General features: G+C 62.9%; 16 protein-coding genes. 9 read left to right on the top strand and 7 right to left on the bottom strand.

Annotated features, from left to right (window positions below):
- Positions 1 to 10: 10 nt before the first annotated feature.
- Positions 11 to 1198, bottom strand: coding sequence for an ABC transporter substrate-binding protein (locus AC4FS3_RS08510; protein ID WP_491020179.1), 1188 nt, complete (start codon positions 1196 to 1198; stop codon positions 11 to 13).
- On the bottom strand, positions 1195 to 2214 hold the full coding sequence (locus AC4FS3_RS08515; RefSeq protein ID WP_491020180.1) for a GntR family transcriptional regulator: 1020 nt from the start codon (positions 2212 to 2214) through the stop codon (positions 1195 to 1197). Before AC4FS3_RS08515 ends, AC4FS3_RS08510 begins: the two co-directional genes overlap by 4 nt.
- A 297-nt stretch (positions 2215 to 2511) precedes the next feature.
- Here AC4FS3_RS08515 and AC4FS3_RS08520 point away from each other — a divergent pair, with 297 nt between their 5' ends.
- The 7 genes from AC4FS3_RS08520 to AC4FS3_RS08550 all read left to right on the top strand — a co-directional run bounded on the left by AC4FS3_RS08520 (position 2512) and on the right by AC4FS3_RS08550 (position 8912).
- A complete protein-coding gene (locus AC4FS3_RS08520) occupies positions 2512 to 3801 on the top strand; it encodes an ABC transporter substrate-binding protein (protein ID WP_491020181.1) in 1290 nt (429 codons plus the stop codon).
- Between the two features lie 52 nt (positions 3802 to 3853).
- Positions 3854 to 4726 carry an ABC transporter permease gene (locus tag AC4FS3_RS08525; protein ID WP_491020182.1) on the top strand — a complete coding sequence of 291 codons (873 nt, stop codon included), beginning with the start codon at positions 3854 to 3856 and terminating at the stop codon, positions 4724 to 4726.
- Positions 4727 to 4733: 7 nt separating this feature from the next.
- On the top strand, positions 4734 to 5561 hold the full coding sequence (locus tag AC4FS3_RS08530) for an ABC transporter permease (RefSeq protein WP_491020183.1): 828 nt from the start codon (positions 4734 to 4736) through the stop codon (positions 5559 to 5561).
- An 11-nt stretch (positions 5562 to 5572) separates the two neighbouring features.
- Entirely contained in the window at positions 5573 to 6688 is a 1116-nt protein-coding gene (locus AC4FS3_RS08535) for an ABC transporter ATP-binding protein (RefSeq protein WP_491020184.1), read from the top strand.
- A gap of 26 nt (positions 6689 to 6714) precedes the next feature.
- Positions 6715 to 7617, top strand: a complete 903-nt coding sequence (locus tag AC4FS3_RS08540) for a polysaccharide deacetylase family protein (protein ID WP_491020185.1) — start codon at positions 6715 to 6717, stop codon at positions 7615 to 7617.
- 88 nt (positions 7618 to 7705) lie between these two features.
- On the top strand, positions 7706 to 7924 hold the full coding sequence (locus AC4FS3_RS08545; RefSeq protein WP_491020186.1) for a hypothetical protein: 219 nt from the start codon (positions 7706 to 7708) through the stop codon (positions 7922 to 7924).
- Positions 7917 to 8912: a CobW family GTP-binding protein gene (locus AC4FS3_RS08550; protein ID WP_491020187.1), complete on the top strand. Its 996-nt coding sequence runs from the start codon at positions 7917 to 7919 to the stop codon at positions 8910 to 8912. The genes AC4FS3_RS08545 and AC4FS3_RS08550 overlap by 8 nt, the downstream gene beginning before the upstream one ends.
- Here AC4FS3_RS08550 and AC4FS3_RS08555 read toward each other — a convergent pair.
- The 5 genes from AC4FS3_RS08555 to proS all read right to left on the bottom strand — a co-directional run bounded on the left by AC4FS3_RS08555 (position 8889) and on the right by proS (position 14895).
- Positions 8889 to 9884 (bottom strand): lysylphosphatidylglycerol synthase domain-containing protein, encoded by a 996-nt coding sequence (locus AC4FS3_RS08555; protein ID WP_491020188.1) that lies wholly within the window; start codon positions 9882 to 9884, stop codon positions 8889 to 8891. The genes AC4FS3_RS08550 and AC4FS3_RS08555 overlap by 24 nt on opposite strands.
- Positions 9885 to 10172: 288 nt before the next feature.
- Positions 10173 to 10847 carry an ABC transporter ATP-binding protein gene (locus AC4FS3_RS08560; protein ID WP_491020189.1) on the bottom strand — a complete coding sequence of 225 codons (675 nt, stop codon included), beginning with the start codon at positions 10845 to 10847 and terminating at the stop codon, positions 10173 to 10175.
- Positions 10840 to 12126, bottom strand: coding sequence for a lipoprotein-releasing ABC transporter permease subunit (locus AC4FS3_RS08565; protein ID WP_491020190.1), 1287 nt, complete (start codon positions 12124 to 12126; stop codon positions 10840 to 10842). Before AC4FS3_RS08565 ends, AC4FS3_RS08560 begins: the two co-directional genes overlap by 8 nt.
- 87 nt (positions 12127 to 12213) lie before the next feature.
- On the bottom strand, positions 12214 to 13488 hold the full coding sequence (locus tag AC4FS3_RS08570; protein ID WP_491020191.1) for a glycosyltransferase: 1275 nt from the start codon (positions 13486 to 13488) through the stop codon (positions 12214 to 12216).
- Between the two features lie 66 nt (positions 13489 to 13554).
- Positions 13555 to 14895, bottom strand: coding sequence for a proline--tRNA ligase (gene proS, locus AC4FS3_RS08575; RefSeq protein WP_491020192.1), 1341 nt, complete (start codon positions 14893 to 14895; stop codon positions 13555 to 13557).
- 657 nt (positions 14896 to 15552) lie between these two features.
- Between proS and AC4FS3_RS08580 the strand changes: the two genes are divergently transcribed.
- Together AC4FS3_RS08580 and AC4FS3_RS08585 are read left to right on the top strand one after the other, a co-directional pair.
- On the top strand, positions 15553 to 16695 hold the full coding sequence (locus AC4FS3_RS08580) for an AI-2E family transporter (RefSeq protein WP_491020193.1): 1143 nt from the start codon (positions 15553 to 15555) through the stop codon (positions 16693 to 16695).
- Positions 16692 to 17381 (top strand): P-loop NTPase family protein, encoded by a 690-nt coding sequence (locus AC4FS3_RS08585; RefSeq protein WP_283176216.1) that lies wholly within the window; start codon positions 16692 to 16694, stop codon positions 17379 to 17381. The genes AC4FS3_RS08580 and AC4FS3_RS08585 overlap by 4 nt, the downstream gene beginning before the upstream one ends.
- Positions 17382 to 17468 lie beyond the last annotated feature (87 nt).

Genomic DNA, 17468 nt, shown 5'->3' on the forward strand with positions numbered 1-17468 from the left:
CGCAGCGCCCTCAATCCCCGAGAAATTCGCGCCAGCGCCGGATCAGATAATTATGTTCGGGCATGATGGTCGACCAGACGGCGATGCGGGCGACACGGTCCTGATAGCTGCCGCCTTCGCGCCGCTCGCCGCGCCGGACCACGATCTGCCCGTCACTGCCCGCAAGATCTTCGCAGGCAGGCTCGCCCGCATACCAGAAGGCCCATTCGGCCGGCGTCAGCGTGTCGCGAAGCGGCTGGACCACCGACATGTAATAGCCCTGCCGCGCCATAATCGCCCCGGGCACACCATCGAGCCACCAGTTGAGCCAGGCATAGGCCATCTCAAGCCGCTCGCCCGACAGTGCCGCCGAAAGGCAAAGCCCGGAATGCCAGCCACGATATCCCTCGCCCGGCACCGCGTAATGCAGATCGCGCCCCATGGCCCGCATCGCGTAATAGGCGGGCGACCACAAAGCCGAGATCACCGGCCCGCCACCGCTGCCCTGTGGCGTCATCAGCCGCACCGCATCATCAGATGTCGCCCAGAAGCGTGTAAAATGACCCGACCGGCGCAGGGGCATCAGCACGGCGAAAAGTGCGTCGATCTCTTCGATGGTCAGATCGCCCGGATCGGCGATGTCGACCAGCCCGGCCGCCCGCGCCGCCAGCGCAAGCTCTACCACGCTTGCAGCCGGATCAGCGGCGAGCGCCGCGCGCCCATGCCAGCGCCCATCGAGAAGCCAGGCCCAGCTTTCCGCCTCTTCCGCGCGGCGCAGAGCCGACATATCCGGCGTCCAGACGAAGCTGTCCACGTTGTAAGTTGTTGGCAACATGGATATTTGCGGGGCCTCTCCGGGCTGCGGCCAGGCTGCAAGGCTGCGATCAGATTGCGCATAAAGGAGGCTTCCGGGCCAGCTGCCAGGCTGCCGCCCATTGGCGCCGGGGCGCGTTCCGGCGATGGTCACCTCATCCCACCGCGCGAGCCGCGTCGTGTCGATCGGGCGGATCGAGGCCGCCGTCCATAAAAGATCCAGCGAATGGAACCACTGGTCATAAACATCGAAGCTCTCGGGCGCCATCACGCCGCGGCGTTGGCAATCGAGCCCGTCCAAGACCTCGAACTGAATGCCGAACGGCAAATCTGCCGCCGCCCGCGCGCGCAGTTCAGGCGTCAGGGTCGCAGGTGTTCCGATCACGCGCAGCACAGTATCCGTCATATTCCCCCCTGATGCGCCGGTATCAGCCAGGCCACCCGGCGCGGCGGCGGCAGGAGAGACAGCACCCTGAGGCGCGCCAGCGTAAGCCTCCCGATCCGCAGCAGATGGCTGCGCATGAGAACCTGCGCCGCCTCGGCTTCGTCCCGGCCCAGGTGATGCAGGATCCGCGCGTAATCGAGCAAGGCGGCCAGGTCATCGGTCAGCGGAAAATGGTGACGGAAGAGATGCGGCACCACCAGCGAGATCTGATTGCGCCTGATCGAGGCCAGAAGGCGCGAATTCCGCAGACCGGCGAACATCTCCTGAAACATCGCCTGGTCGATCTGATCCAGGGCCTGGGGCTCGACCTGCGGGAAGGCGCGGATCAGCGCCGCGATCCGCGCCTCGAGCCGCGCGAGCCAGGCCCGGTCAAGGCCAGGCAGCACCTGGTCCAGAGCAGCCGGCTCCATCAGCGCCCGCATTTCCAGCGTCTCGCGCAGGTCGCGCGCGGTCATCTGGCCTACGATCCAATGCGATTTGCTGTCCTTGTCGACCAGGCGCCGGTCCATCAGCCGCCAGAGCACCTCGCGCGCGACGGTCCGGCTGACATTGAAATGGTCGCCAAGCGCCGCCTCCTGAATGCGCCAGGAGCCAAAGGGCATGGCGGCGGTGATTTCCTCGCGCACCTCGTCGAAAATCCGCTCCCAGGAGGGCGAGCGGTCGATTTCCTCCGGCTCGCCGGTAAGAATCTGGTGGAGCTGGCGCAGCGGCAGCTGCACCGGCGCGGCCAGACCGACCTTAAACCCCTGACCACCGGCCTCGAAGATCAGCCCGGCCTCGGCCAGAAGGGCCAGCGCACGGCGCACCGGGGCCCGGCTGACGCCGAGCTGCCCGGCAACCGGCGCTTCTTTCAGCACTGTCCCGGGCGGCAGCTCGCCGCTGCTGATCTTTCGGGACAGAAGGTCGCGAATCGAGACATAGAGAAAGGCCGGGCGTGAGCCCGCCGCCCCCATCGACATCGCCGGTCGGGCGATCATCGGGGCAGATTCGGCAGTGTTTTGGCTCAGCTGTCCGATCTTTCTGTCCATCGCATACAAAGGCCGCCCACACCCCGGCAAATACAGGGCAATTTGCCCAAAAAAGTGGCGCATCCGGCACTGAGCCCGAAGTATGCGACCATGCTTTACATCTTTCCAGATATAAATTGTGCATTGCATCCCAAGAACACTTTGCTAGCGTACTTGTCAGAGTGATATCCGCTCCGGATAGTTCCCATCAGCGCCCGACCGGTCAGAAGACCCGGCAGGCCACCTCCAGCAACAGGGAGAATGACCATGACGACCAGCAAGAAACCGGGCCTCAGCCGCCGGGGCTTTATGAAAGCCTCAGCCGCCGGAGCCGGCGCGGCAGTGGGTTCGGGGATTCTCGGCGCGCCGATGATCTGGGCCCAGACGATCAAGGACATCACGCTCAACCAGGTGGGGCCGTCCTATTCGGTGATCGCCGATATCTGCGAAAAAGCCTCAGCCGATCTCGGCTTCAAAATCGTGCCCCAAACCGCTGACAGCACCTCGCTGATGGCCAAGGTGGTGAACCAGCCCGAGACCATCGACATTGCCGATCTGGAATTCTGGGCGATGCAGAAGGTCTGGCGCTCGGGCCAGCTGCAGCCGGTCGAAGTGGCGAAGATCGCGAAATGGGGCGATATCACGCCGGTGATGAAGGACGGCAAGAATTTCGACGGTTCCGCCCAGTCGATGCAGGGCACCACACCGGTCAAGGTGATGTATACCGGCGGCCCGGGCGACACCGCCTTTTCTGCGAGCCCGACCGATTTCGCCACCACGATGCCGACCATCTTCAATGCTGACACGGTTGGCATCCGGCCGGACCTGATCGGGCGCCCGGTGGAAAGCTGGGGCGAGCTGTTCAACCCGGAATTCAAGGGCAAGACCGCGCTGGTGAACATCCCGCAGATCGGCATCATGGACGCCGCCATGGCGATGGAGGCTCTGGGCGAGCTGACCTATGGCGACAAGGGCAATATGACGAAGGAAGAGATCGACACCACGATCAACCGCCTGATCGAGCTGAAGAAAGCCGGTCAGTTCCGGGCCTTCTGGTCGACCTTTGACGAATCGGTCAACCTGATGGCGGGCGGCGAGGTGGTGATCCAGTCGATGTGGTCGCCCGCCGTGACGGCGGTGAAATCGCGCGGCACCGCCTGCGTCTATCAGGGGCTGAAAGAGGGCTATCGCGGCTGGGGCCTCGGCATGGGGCTGATGAACCACCTCGAAGGCATCAAACTTGAGGCCGCCTATGAATATCTGAACTGGTATCTCTCGGGCTGGCAGGGCGCATTCATCGCGCGTCAGGGCTATTATTCCTCGGTGCCGTCCACGGCCAAGGAACAGCTGACCGCGAATGAATGGGGCTATTGGTATGAAGGCCAGGCCGCGCAAGAGGACATCCTCGACCCTTATGGCGCGGTGATGGACAAGGCGGGCGCGGTGCGCGATGGCGGCTCGTTCGAGGCCCGTATGGGCAATGTCGCCTGCTGGAACACTGTGATGGATGAAGAGCGCTACATGGTGCAGCGCTGGAACGAATTCGTCTCGGCCTGATCCATTTTCCGGCGGGGTCATGGCCCCGCCGGCACTCTCACGAGGTTCATCAATGTCGCGTTCTTCCGGGCGGTCTTCGCCGCTGACGCCCTATCTCCAGGTCGCGCCGCTGGCGCTGATCATGCTGGCGATGGTGGGCATTCCGCTGATCACAGTGTTGCTTTTAAGCTTCTGGCAGACCGATGGCATCACGATCTACCCGGAATTCACCTGGGGCAACTACGCTCAGGTGCTGACCTCGCCGGTCACGCTGACGCTGTTCCTGAACACGCTGAAATATGCCGCGCTGACCCTGATCGCGACCATGCTGATCGGCTTCACCTGTTCGTATTTTCTGGTGTTCCATGTGCGGAACCTGAAATGGCAGATCGGCTTGTTCTTGCTCTGCACGATTCCATTCTGGACGTCGAACGTCATCCGAATGGTGTCCTGGATCCCGTTTCTGGGCCGCGAAGGCGTCTTCAACCAGGCGCTGATTTCTGCCGGAGTGATCGACCAACCGCTTGATATCCTGCTTTATTCCGACTTCGCCGTGGTCCTGACCTATATCCATCTGTTCACCCTGTTCATGATCGTGCCGATCTTCAACTCGATGGCCAAGATCAACCCGAACCTGATCGAGGCCGCGCGCGATGCCGGTGCCTCGGGCTGGCAGATCCTCTGGACAGTGATCGTGCCGCTGTCTCGCACCGGGATCGCACTTGGCTCGATCTTTGTCGTCACGCTGGTGATGGGCGACTTCTTCGTCGTCCGTGTCATGAGCGGCGGACAAAGCGCATCGGTCGTCTCGGCGATGAAGAACCAGATCGACCAGTTGTTCTACCCGGAAGCTGCCGCGATGGCGGTCCTGCTGATTGTGGTCGTGTTGCTGATGGTCTCGGCGATCCTGAGGATCGTCGATATCCGCTCTGAACTGGCGAAGTGAGGGTGTAATGTCACAGGCAACCCAAAGACGCGGGCTCGGATTTTACCTGCTGGCGGCGTTTTTCGCGCTTTTCGTAATCTTTCTTTACGGCCCGATGCTGGTGATCTTCATCCTCAGCTTCCAGGGGCCAACGGGCGGGCTGACCTTTCCCTTGCGCGGCGTCTCGACTCATTGGTTCAACGACCTCTGGACCTCGACGCGCTACGGTGATCTTGGCGGCGCCTTCCGGCGGTCGATGGTTCTGGGCGCGATGTCACTGGCTATTACCGCGGTCGTCTGCCTTTTCGCCGGGCTCGCCTTTCGCAAGCGCTTCATCGGTGCGGGGCCACTGTTTTACCTGGCGATCACCAGCCTCGTGGTGCCGGGGATCCTGCTCGGCCTTGGGATTTCGCAGCTGTTCCAGCTGCTTGGCTTCCGGCTGAACTGGTGGCTTTCGGGCCTCGGTGCGCATCTGAGCTGGACCCTGCCTTTTGGCCTGTTGATCATGTTCGCGGTTCTGAACCGGTTCGACAGCTCCTGGGAAGAAGCCGCCCGCGATGCCGGCGCCACCCCCTGGCAGACGCTGCGCTATGTGACCGTGCCGATCCTGTTCCCCGGTCTGATCGCAGTGGCCCTGTTCGGCTTTACCCTGTCTTACGATGAAATGCCGCGCTCGCTCTTGACGGTCGGCGGCAGGAATACCCTGCCCATCGAGATCTCAAATATGACGACGAATGTGACCACACCCGCGCTTTACGCGATCGGCACCGTAACCTCGGTGCTGAGCTTCGCGGTCATCGCGCTGGCCTTCGCCGGCATCGCCCTAATCCAGAAACGCCGTGCCCGCGCGAAGTGAGGAAACTGACCATGTCTGATATAAGCCGTATTGATATCAAGGGCGTAACCAAGCTTTACGGGTCGGTGAAGGCGGTCAATAATGTTGATCTGGTGATCGAAGGCGGGTCTTATTGCTGCATGATCGGCCCCTCTGGCTGCGGCAAGACCACGCTTTTGCGCATGATTGCCGGGCATGAGGCTCCCTCCTCCGGCACTATTTCCATTGGGGGGCAGGACGTCACCCATGCGAAAACCGGCAGCCGAGGCACGGCGCTGATGTTCCAGAATTACGCCCTCTTCCCGCATCTTTCGCTGACCGACAACGTCGCCTTTTCGCTGCGCGTGAAAGGTGAGGCAACCGAGGCCCGCCGTGCGAAGGCGCGCGAGATGCTGGACCGCGTGCAACTGGGCCACCTCGCAGACCGCCTGCCCTCGGAACTGTCGGGCGGACAGCAACAGCGGGTGGCGCTGGCGCGCGCGCTGATCACCAATCCAAAGGTCCTTCTGCTGGATGAGCCGCTTTCCGCGCTTGACGAATTCCTGCGCCTGCGGATGCGGGTTGAACTGAAACGGCTGCAAAACGAGCTCGGGATCACCTTCATCCATGTCACCCACACCCAGCCTGAGGCCATCGCACTGGCCGACCAGGTCGTCGTGATGGATCACGGGCTGATCGAACAGGCCGCCTCACCGCGCGAAATCTACAACCACCCGCACAGCCCCTATGTCGCCCGGTTTATGGGCGGTCAGAATGTGCTGGCAGGCAAGGTCGAAAGCACCTCGGGCGATTCGGCAAGCGTCACCACCGCGGATGGGCACCGCTATGACCTGCCCTCCGCGCCCGGAGTGACCCCGGGCGCAGAAATTCGTTTCTCGGTCCGCCGCGACCGTATTCACCTCTCGCCCGATACGCCCGCGAGAAACGGGCTTACCGGCAAGGTCATCAACACCGAATACCAGGGCACTTTCGTCAAAGTCGCCCTAGATACCGGATCGCGCGAAGAATTCATCATCTACCTGCCCGATGAAGCCTGGTTCGCACGGCCCATCACGGTCGGCGAGACCATCCATGCCAGCTGGGAGCCCACCGCAAGCCACCATCTGAAAGGCACGAACAATTCCGCCGGTGCGCCTCTGGAAGACTGAGGCAAATCCGTTAACAGGAGGATAACATGGCCAAGAAAATCTACTGCGCCTTCGGCACCGATATTGATTCGGTCGCTGGCTGGATCGGGTCTTATGGCGGCGGCGACAGCCCGTCAGACATCCAGCGCGGCATTTTTGCAACCGAGGTTGGCATCCCGCGGCTGCTGCGTCTGTTCAAAAAATACGACCTCCAGACCAGTTTTTTCATCCCCGGCCACTCGTTGGAAACCTTTCCGAAAGAAATGCGGATGATCGTGGATGCAGGTCATGAGGTGGGCGCCCATGGCTATCTGCATGAAAACCCCATCGCGATGACGCCACAACAAGAGGAGGATGTTCTCGTCAAATCCATCGAGCTGATCGACAAACTGACAGGCCGCCCGCCGCGCGGCTATGTGGCCCCCTGGTGGGAAATGTCCAACTCGACGGCCGCTTTGCTGCAAAAATACAATTTCAGCTATGACCACAGCCAGGGCTATCGCGATTTCCAGCCCTTCTATGCACGTGTCGGAGATGAATGGAATGTCATCGACTATACGAAACAGGCCAAAGACTGGATGCATCCGCTGAAACACGGGCGCGAGATCGACCTCGTTGATATCGCAGCCAACTGGTATGTCGATGATCTGCCGCCAATGATGTTCATGAAGAAGTCGCCCAACAGCCACGGCTTCGTCAACCCGCGCGATATCGAAGAGCTGTGGCGCGACCAGTTTGACTGGGTCTACCGCGAAATGGACTATGCAGTGTTTGCCTTCACCATCCACCCGGATGTGGCCGGGCGCCCGCAAGTCTTGCTGATGCTGGAACGGCTTATCGAATATATCAATGGTCATGACGGCGTCGAATGGGCGACGTTTGAACAGATCACCGATGACTTCCGCAAACGCTATCCGTTTGAAAGCGTCAAGCGGCCAGAGGTGATCTGAAACAGGGGGCAATATGTGTTCCGCCTGTGGTTTTCCAAGCCGGCCAGGGCATTGGACAGATGCCGGGGGCAACACCCCCGGCGACAGGTTGCGACTGCGCTTCATCCGGGTGGCCGCGATCAACCGGCTGCTCGCGCCCTGGGGGTTAAAGGCCTATGATGATGGTGTGACCCCTGGGTTGCAGCTCTTTGCACCCGGTGGCGCCAGGGAACTTGTGGCCGATCTCGACAGCCTCTGGGCGGCAGCCGCCCGTATGGCCTCAGGGCCCGTCGACCCACTTTCGCTGACCGTGCTGAACAATGACTGAGGCTTCCATCCAGAGGCAGAACGCCAAAGGCGATGGCCTTTTGCCACTGACCATCCTTGGCGGCTTTCTCGGGGCCGGAAAAAGCAGCTGGCTGCGCCATCAGCTGCATCGGGGATTGCTCCGCAATCAGCATATTATCGTCAACGAGGCTGCGGGAACGCCGGTAGACAATCTGCTTCTGGGCAAGGCAGCGCGGCTTACGGTCCTCGCCGGGGGCTGCGCCTGCTGCGAAGGCTCGGACGCCCTGCTTACGACGCTGCGCGAAATCTGCGATCAGGTGAGCGGTCGGGACGCAGGGCAAACGACCGGGATCCTGCTCGAGACCAGTGGGCTCGCCGATCCAGGCGCCATCGCAAGTGCCATTGCGGCAGACCCCATGCTAGCCCGCAGGCTCCGGCTGTCCGAAATACTGGTGCTCTCGGATGCGCAGCACGGGACGTCACAGCTCATGGAAGAGCCGCTGGCGCGCGCCCAGGCCGAGACAGCCGACCGCATCATAATGACCAAAACCGCGTCGGTCCCGCCGGATCAGACCGCGCGCCTGCTCGCGACGCTGCGGCTGCTGAACCCCGGTGCCTGGATCGAAGCGGCAGAGCTCGGGATCCCCCGTGATCTGCCCGAACCAGGTCAGCCCTATACGCTGCCAGCCGCCAGGACAGACACACCGATCCGGCCCTTCCGCCTGATGATCGGAGGAGCGTCGCGCGATGATGACGTCCTCGGCTGGGTGGCGCTTTCGACCTGGCTTTCCGCGCTTCTTTTCGCGCGGAGCCGCGATGTCATCCGCGTCAAGGGCGTGGTGCGGACGCCGACGGGACGGCTCCTGCTGCAATCTGTACGCCATGTCATGCAGCCGCCCGAGATCCTGCCAGAGATCCTGCCCGAAACCTTCGCCGGGCCGCAGCCCGAGGAAGGGGTTATCGTGCTGATCGGGCGTAATTTCGACGCGGCGCTGATCGCCCGGTCATGGACGCGCTTTGGCGGATAAGGCTGAGGCCTTTTCCAGTGCGCGTTTCGCCTTCAGCTGCCCGGATTCGAACAGCGCGACCAGCACGAGGCCCAGAACCAACGGCAGCATCAGATAGAAAAGCCGGAACACCAGCAGCGCCGCCAGCACCGTCTCGGGCGGGAACTCCGGCAAGCCGGTGATCACCGCCAGCTCGAACACCCCGATCCCGCCAGGTGCATGCGACAGCAGCGCCAGCGAGAAACCGACCACGAACACGCCCATCACAACCATATATCCGGGGTTGTTCGCCTCAGGCAGCGCGAAATAGAGGATACCCGCGGCAAAGAGCAGCTCCACCGGGGCAATTGTCACCTGCTTCAGCGCAATGGAAAACCGCGGGTAAGAGACGCGGAAATTGCGGATTTTCAGATCCGGCAGACCAAGCGCCGAAGAGGCCAGATACGCCACCACAATCGCCAGCGTGACCAGCGCCGCCCATTGCACCACATGCGGCGAGATATGGGTGGATACGCGCTCGCCCAGACCCGGCGTCAGGAGAAAGGCAAAACCCAGAACGATCATCACGGCAAGGCTGAAGGTCAGCGAGCAGAAAGTGACCAGCACCCCCACTTCGGGCCCCGAAAGCCCCCTGGTCGTATAGGCGCGGTATCGGATCACCGCGCCGGAAAAAGCAGAGGCACCAATGGTATGGGCAAGCGAATAGGTGGTCAGGGCGCAGCCGACCACAAAGGGAAAACTCACCTTCTTGCGCAGATGCTGCAGCGCGATCACGTCATAAAAGGCAAGATTGATATAGCAGGCCAGCGTGCAGAGAACGATCAGGAACCAGTGCCAGGAATTGATCGCCCCGAAGCCGGCCCAGAGCGCCTCCCAGGACATATCTTTCAGCTCATGGGTCAGAAACCAGAAAGATATCCCGATTGCCAGCAGGCCGATCACCGGCCAGATGAATTTCTTCCACTTCGCGCCGCCTGCCGTCGTACCTGCCACGTGCTATTGTCCTGTTGTTTTTGGCCCCGCCGGCAGCAAAATAACCCACGGCAGGCTGGCACTATTGGAACCGCATTCCATGACAAGGGCAATTCCGGTGCCCGGGAAAAATGCAGAAAATCACGAAATTCTGTTTGGCTGTCACAGCACAGCGGGCCCCGGCCAGGCAGGCGTGGCCCGAACCTGCCGCCAGGGTTGCGGGACTTACCGCCATTGCGCGCGCCGGGCCGCGTCAGCCGGTGGGTTTCCGGGCGAATGCGAGATGTAGTGCGGTGGCCCGGGGTCTGCTCAGCCCATCCTGCCCTGGTTCAGACGCACCACCCGGTCCATACGCGCGGCCAGTTCAAGGTTATGCGTCGCGATCAGCGCCCCCATCCCGGTCGCGCGTACCAGATCCATCAGCGCGCCGAAGACCTGATCCGAGGTTCCGGGGTCAAGATTGCCGGTCGGCTCGTCCGCCAGCAAAAGCCCCGGCCCATTGGCCAGCGCGCGGCAAAAGGCCACCCGCTGCTGCTCGCCCCCTGAAAGTGCTGCAGGGCGGTGGCTGGCGCGCGCTGCCAGGCCGACCCTCTCAAGCAGATCGCGCGCCCGCGCGGAGGCTTCCGTTTTCGACACACCATTCGCCAGCTGCGGGATCACAACATTTTCCAGCGCGGTGAATTCGGGCAGCAGATGATGAAACTGGTAGATAAACCCGACATCGCCGCGCCGCGCCTCGGTCCGGAGCCTGTCAGACAGCCCGCCCATCTCGCGCCCGCCCATCACGACCCGGCCCTGATCCGGCGTATCGAGCAGGCCCGCAATATGCAAAAGCGTCGATTTCCCCGCCCCCGAAGGTGCGACCAGCGCCACGACCTCACCTTTCGCGATCGACAGATCGACGCCGCGCAACACCTGGACTTCCGAGGGTTTCCCCTTGTTATAGCCCTTGGTGATCCCCTCGAGAACCAATGCCTCACTCATTGCGCAATGCCTCCACCGGGTCCATGCGGGCGGCGCGGCGCGCCGGCAAAATCGTCACGCTGAACGACAGGCCGAGCGCAAGCGCCACCGCCGAGATCACGTCATTTGCCTGCAGTTTCGCTGGCAGAGAATAAATCCCCCGGACCGAGGCATCCCAGACCGGGCTGCCATTGATCCAGGCGATCCCTGCCATGACCTGATCGACATTCAGCGCCACAAGGCAGCCAAGGCCGAGGCCCGCGATGGTGCCGATCACGCCGGTCACCGCGCCGCAGATGAAAAACACCCGCAGGATCGAGCCCTGGCTCAGCCCCATGGTGCGCAGGATGCCGATATCGCGTCCCTTGTTTTTCACCAGCATGATCAGCCCCGACACGATGTTCAGCGACGCGATCAGAACCAGGATCGACAGGATCAGGAACATCACATTGTCTTCGATATCCAGCGCGCGCAGGAACGATCCGGCTGAATCGCGCCAGGTCCAGGGATTGGCCTCCGGCCCGGCAGCATTCAGGATCGGCAGCACATAATCGTCAACCTTTTCCGGGTTTTGCACGATGATCTCGATCTCATCGGCAAATCCCTCGCGGTTCAGAAAGCTCTGCGCCTCGGCAAAAGGCATATACATCCGCACCTTGTCGATATCGTAGCGCCCGGCGGTGAAGATATAGACGACCTCATAGGCCTTGGTGCGCGGGCTGACCCCCATTGCCGTTTTGGGGCCGTTCAGCGTGATCACCCGCACCTTGTCGCCGACGATGACACCCAGATCACGCGCCAGCACCGATCCAAGCGCGATGCCTTCGGGAAACCGGTCGATTTCACCGATGGAGTCGGAGCCAAGTCCGATCCGCGGGATCTTTGCCAGTTCCCCGGGTGAGATGCCGTAAAGATCGGCGCCGACGCTGCGTTCTCCGTCCGAGACCATGACCTGGCCCCGGATCAGCGGTGCCGCACGCTCCACCCCCGGCACCTCGGCCACGCGGGCGGCGAGCGCCTCATAATCAGCGAAGCCCCGGATCTTCACGCCGGCCTCATCGGTGCGCTCCGAAGACCAGAGCGTCACATGCGCATTGGCGCCAAGGATCGTATCGACGAATTCCTCACGGAACCCGGCACGAACGGCGAGGGTCACGATCAGCGCCGCAACCGCGAGCGTGATACCGATCAGCGAGATCCAGGTCATCACCGAGACCCCGCCCTCGGCACGGCGCGCGCGCAGATAGCGCCAGGCGATCAGCCACTCAAAAGCGGCGAAAGGTGCGGTCTTTTCAGCCATATGCCCGGTCCTCATGCCCGTTTCTTCGGTCTTGCCGGGCCGGTGCCCGTTCATTGGCGCGGAAAGTGGCCTTTGAGGCGCGAAAGGTCAAGAAAGCCTCTCGTGATCGGCTGTTACAGTCGTGTCAGCGCCAAACAGATCCGCCAGCGCCCCGGCCCGCCGCCTGTGCATCGTGGCATGGGTATAGGCCCGCGCCGTCTGCAGCGCAGCGGGGGCCATCGCGGCCAGCGCCCTTACGTCGCCCGCCAGATCCGCCAGCGCCGCCGCCAGCGCCTCCGGCGCGCCGGGTGCGACGAGGCAGCCATTCACGCCGTCCTGCACCACTTCGCGATTGCCGGTCGTCGCGGTCGCCACCACCGGCACACCTTGCGAAAAGGCGTCAAACAGGATGCGCGGCTGTTCATCGCCGGTCGTCGGCACCACCACCGCATGATAGCCGCGCAGCAGCGCCATAAAGGGCGCGCCATACTCCACCGGCTCAAGCAGCCCGAGCCGGACATGCCGCGCCTGCGCCGCGAAAGCCGCGAGATCCGCGCGCATCGGCCCCTCGCCGATCACATCGACCGCCAGGGCAACGCCCCGCATTTCCAGCGGCTCCAGCGCTGCCAGAAACAGCCCGATGCCCTTTTCCGCCACCAGCCGCGAGGCGATCAGGAAGCGCGGGGCCTCCCCTTTCGCGGCCCAGGCGGCCTGCATCTGCGCTTCGCTCAGGATCATCTCCTCCGAGATCCAGCTCGCCGGCAGCACCAGTGCCCTGCCCTGCGGGCCAACGGGCAGGCTCTCGCGATATGCTTCACTGGTATAGACCCCAAGCCGGGCGCGGCGCATTGACCAGCGCGCGAAGCTTTCCGTCAGACGGGCGCGCAGGCGCGCCTTGCGCCCCGCGAGGGCCGGATCCGGCAACCGCCAGAAGGCGCTTTCGATCACCATCACAAGCTGGCGCCGGCGGATCACCGCAACCGGGTTGATCACCAGCCCCGGCGGCACAGGCCATCCCGCCACACCGGAATGCACGATCTCTGCCGCGCCCACCGCGCGCCAGGCCGCCAGCGCCATGCCCGGCAGGGCAAAAGCTGCACGCAGCATGCCCCCTTCCGCGCGCCCGAAAGGGCGAAACCGCAGCCGGCGTCCCGAAGGCACCACCACCCGCACCATATCCGGCCCCGGCGCGGTGATCCGCACCTCCGGCGCCAGCACGGTCAGATCGGCAATATAGTCAAGATGCGCCCGCAGGTCATGCGCCCAGAGCCGGCCGAGCCAGACCTCCCCCTGCAGATCGCGGTAAAACGGGATCAGGACCGAGAGCAGATAGCGCTGCGAGATCAGCGGCAGCGCCGGCAGATCGGGGGAATCTTCGGTCATGATCTCCCCCTTTTCTCTGTGTCAGTTGGCAACGGCCCGGGCCAGAGACCCGGGCCGCGCGCGCCCTCAGCGATGGGGGGCGTAGATTTCTTCAATCCGGGCGACGGCGGCCTCCGGCGTCAGCTCTTCGCTTTCGCCGGTGCGGCGCGAGGTGAGTTCGACCACGCCATTCGCCAGACCGCGCGGACCGACGGTGATCCGCCAGGGCAGGCCGATCATGTCCATCGTGGCGAATTTTGCCCCTGCCCGCTCGTCGCGGTCGTCGTAAAGCGGCTCCAGCCCCTTCGCGAGCAGCGCCTTTTCAAGGCTGGAGCAGGCTGCATCCGCCGCCGCATCGCCTTGCTTGAGGTTCACGATCCCGACCGGGAAGGGCGTCACGCCTTCCGGCCAGATGATGCCCTTGTCGTCATGGCTGGCCTCGATGATCGCGCCCAGCAGGCGCGAGACGCCAATCCCGTGCGAGCCCATCTCGACCGGTACTTTCGTCCCGTCTTTGGTCACGACAGTCGCGCCCATCGCTTCGGAATATTTGGTGCCGAAGTAGAAGATCTGACCGACCTCGATGCCGCGCCCGACCTTGCGGTGCTCCTCCGGGATCTGATCGAAAAGCCCCGCATCATGGGTCTCATCGGTGCGGGCATAAAGCGTGGTGAATTCCTTGCAGACGCCCTCAACCTGCGTGCGATCATCATAATCGACCTCGCGATTGCCCAGTTTCAGCCGGGTCACGCGGTCATCATAAAATACCTCGCTCTCGCCGGTATTCGCAAGCACGAGGAATTCATGCGTATTGTCGCCGCCGATCGGGCCAGAATCGGCGCGCATCGGGATCGCGGTCAGGCCCATCCGCTCATAGGTGCGCAGATAGCTGACCATATGGCGGTTATAGGCATGCAGCGCGGCGTCCTTGTCGACGTCGAAATTATAGCCGTCCTTCATGTAGAATTCGCGGCCGCGCATGACGCCGAAGCGCGGGCGAACCTCGTCGCGGAACTTCCACTGGATGTGGTAGAGCGTCAGTGGCAGGTCTTTGTAGCTGTTCACATGGGCACGGAAGATGTCGGTGATCATCTCCTCATTGGTCGGCCCGTAAAGCATATCGCGGTCATGGCGGTCCTTGATGCGCAGCATCTCGGCGCCATAAGCCTCATAGCGACCGGATTCGCGCCACAGGTCTGCGGGCTGCAGCGTCGGCATCAGCAACGGGATGTGACCGGCGCGGATCTGCTCCTCATGGACGATCTGCTCGATGCGTTTGAGCACCCGGAACCCCAGAGGCAGCCAGGAATAGATGCCGGCGGCCTGCTGCTTGATCATGCCCGCGCGCAGCATATAGCGGTGCGAGACGATCTGGGCCTCTTTGGGGTCATCTTTCAGAACGGGCAGAAAGTAGCGCGACAGACGCATGGCGGCCTCTTTGGCTCAGATGTGGCGGCAGGTATTCGCCCCCGTTCCTAGCGGCTGGCCCCTTTGCGGGCAAGAGAGCGCAGAACCTGCACATCGACACATTTTCCGCAGTGTGGAGCCATTGAAGCCGGAGCTTGCATGACCAACGTCCTTTTCACCCTCTCTTTCACCGGGGAGATGCTGCTCCTGCTGGCTGGCACCGGCGCACTGATCGTGGCGCTGCTGAGCTGCCCCAGACTGTATCCTTCCTGAAAGAGGGCCATATGACCGACTGCATCAGCAAGGCGGTAGAGCAGCCTGGTGCGGAAAAGACGATGAAGGCCGTGGCCCGAGAACCCTCTTCAGATCATTGGCAACATTGACACAAAGTTGCCGAACGCTCGCGTCCAAAGGCAGATCTCGCCTTTAAGTTACCATCCTCGCAGGAATCTGCGTCAGGAACGCTCGGGCAGGCGCCGAAGATTTCATGCACTGGTACCCGAAACGTCCTTCAAAGGACGCTGAGGCCTTTTATCACTTCTGGAGAAATTGGCACCGTAAGAGGAGCCGAACCAGCCGGCCCCATGAGGACTGACCTCCAACTGCCCCCCGTCCTTCCCCTTGCGCCCGCAGCGTTCCACGGCAATATCTCTCCTTGTAACGAGGGAAAGGTCTGCCATGTCACTGCCGATCCAGACACAGGCGAAATACTGGGCGATCGCGGGGCTGGTGCTGGTCGTCCTCCTCTGGCTGCTTGGTGATGTGCTTTTGCCCTTCGTCCTCGGGGCAGCGCTGGCCTATTTCCTCGACCCGGTCGCCGACCGGCTGGAGCGGCTGGGGCTGAGCCGCGTGGCGGCGACTTCGGTGATCGCGCTGATCGCTGTGCTGATCTTCGTGCTTCTCGTGCTGTCGATCATCCCGACCCTGATCCAGCAACTGATGGCGCTGATCGAATCCGCACCCGAGATGTCCAAAAAGCTGCAGGGCTTCCTTGTGGACCGTTTCCCCGAACTGGCCGACCGCACCTCGACCCTGCGCCAGACGCTTGCCGAACTGGGCGAGACGGTGAAGGCCCAGGGCGGCAAAGTCGTGGGGGGGCTGATCCAGACCGCATTCGGCGCGGTGTCGATCGTTCTTGTCCTGCTGGTGGCGCCGGTCGTGACCTTTTATCTGCTGCTGGACTGGGACCGGATGATTGCCCGCGCCGATGCGCTGTTGCCGCGCCAGCATATCGACAGCATTCGTCAGATCGCGTCCGAGATCGACATGACGCTGGCGGGGTTCCTGCGCGGACAGGTCATGGTCTGTCTGATCCTTGGCGCATTCTACGCCATCGCGTTGATGGCGGCGGGGCTGCAATATGGGCTGATCGTCGGTTCGCTCGCCGGGGCGATCACTTTCATCCCCTATATCGGCGCACTGTTTGGCGGCGTCCTCGCCATCGGCCTTGCGCTGTTCCAGTTCTGGGGCGATTGGTTTTCGATCGGCATCGTCGTGGCCATTTTCGCGGTGGGCCAGTTTGCCGAAGGCAATATCCTGTCGCCCAAACTGGTGGGGCAATCGGTCGGGCTGCACCCTGTCTGGCTTTTGCTGGCGCTTTCGGCCTTTGGCTCGCTCTTTGGCTTTGTGGGCATGCTGGTGGCCGTTCCGGTTGCAGCGGTGATCGGGGTGCTGGTGCGCTTTGGCGTCGCGCAGTACCAGAACAGCCCGCTTTTCATCGGGGAGCAGCCCGTAACACCCCCGCTGGCAAGACCAGCGCGCAGCCGCAGATCATCCCCTAAAACCATCGGGGACCGCGCGGAAAGCGGAGAAGAGGCGTGAGCAGACAACTCGCCTTTCACCTGCCGCCCCAGGAGAATCTCGGGCGCGAGGATTACATCGTCACCCCTGCGACCGCGCTGGCGCTTTGCGCGGTAGACCGCTGGCGCGACTGGCCGGGCGGCAAGATGCTGCTGATCGGGCCGGAGGGTTCGGGGAAGTCGCATCTCGCCGCGATCTGGGCCGGATCGACCGGCGCGCCGCGCATGGCCGCGCGTGATCTGGCGCAGCTGCAATCCGATCAGGATCTGCCAGAACTCGCCGCGTCAGGCGCGGTCGCCATCGAGGACGCGGACCAGATCGCCGGCGACCGCGCGGCCGAGACGGCGCTGTTCCACCTGCACAACCTGCTTTTGCCGGAAGGAAGGCTCCTTGTGACCGGCAAGACCCCGCCGCGCGACTGGGGCCTGACCTTGCCGGATCTGCTCTCGCGGCTCCAGGCCGCGGCGGTGACGCGGATTGAGGCACCTGATGATGCGCTTCTGAACGGGGTGCTGGTAAAGCTCTTTGCCGACCGGCAATTGCAGCCGCCGGCGAACCTGATCCCTTGGGCCATCGCGCGGATGCCGCGCTCGATCCGGGCGGCACGGGTGCTGGTCAGCCGGATGGACGAGCTGGCGCTGGAACGTGGCTGCGCCCCCGGCCTGCGGCTTGCGGCCGAGATCCTGGGCGAAACGCTGCCGGAATAATCCTCTGACCATATCCGGATGACATTATTCGGTTACATATAAGTTGCATAAATTTCACAACCCTTCCCGGAAGCGCCGACATATAAG

The organism is Pseudogemmobacter sp. TB195, assembly GCF_058313095.1.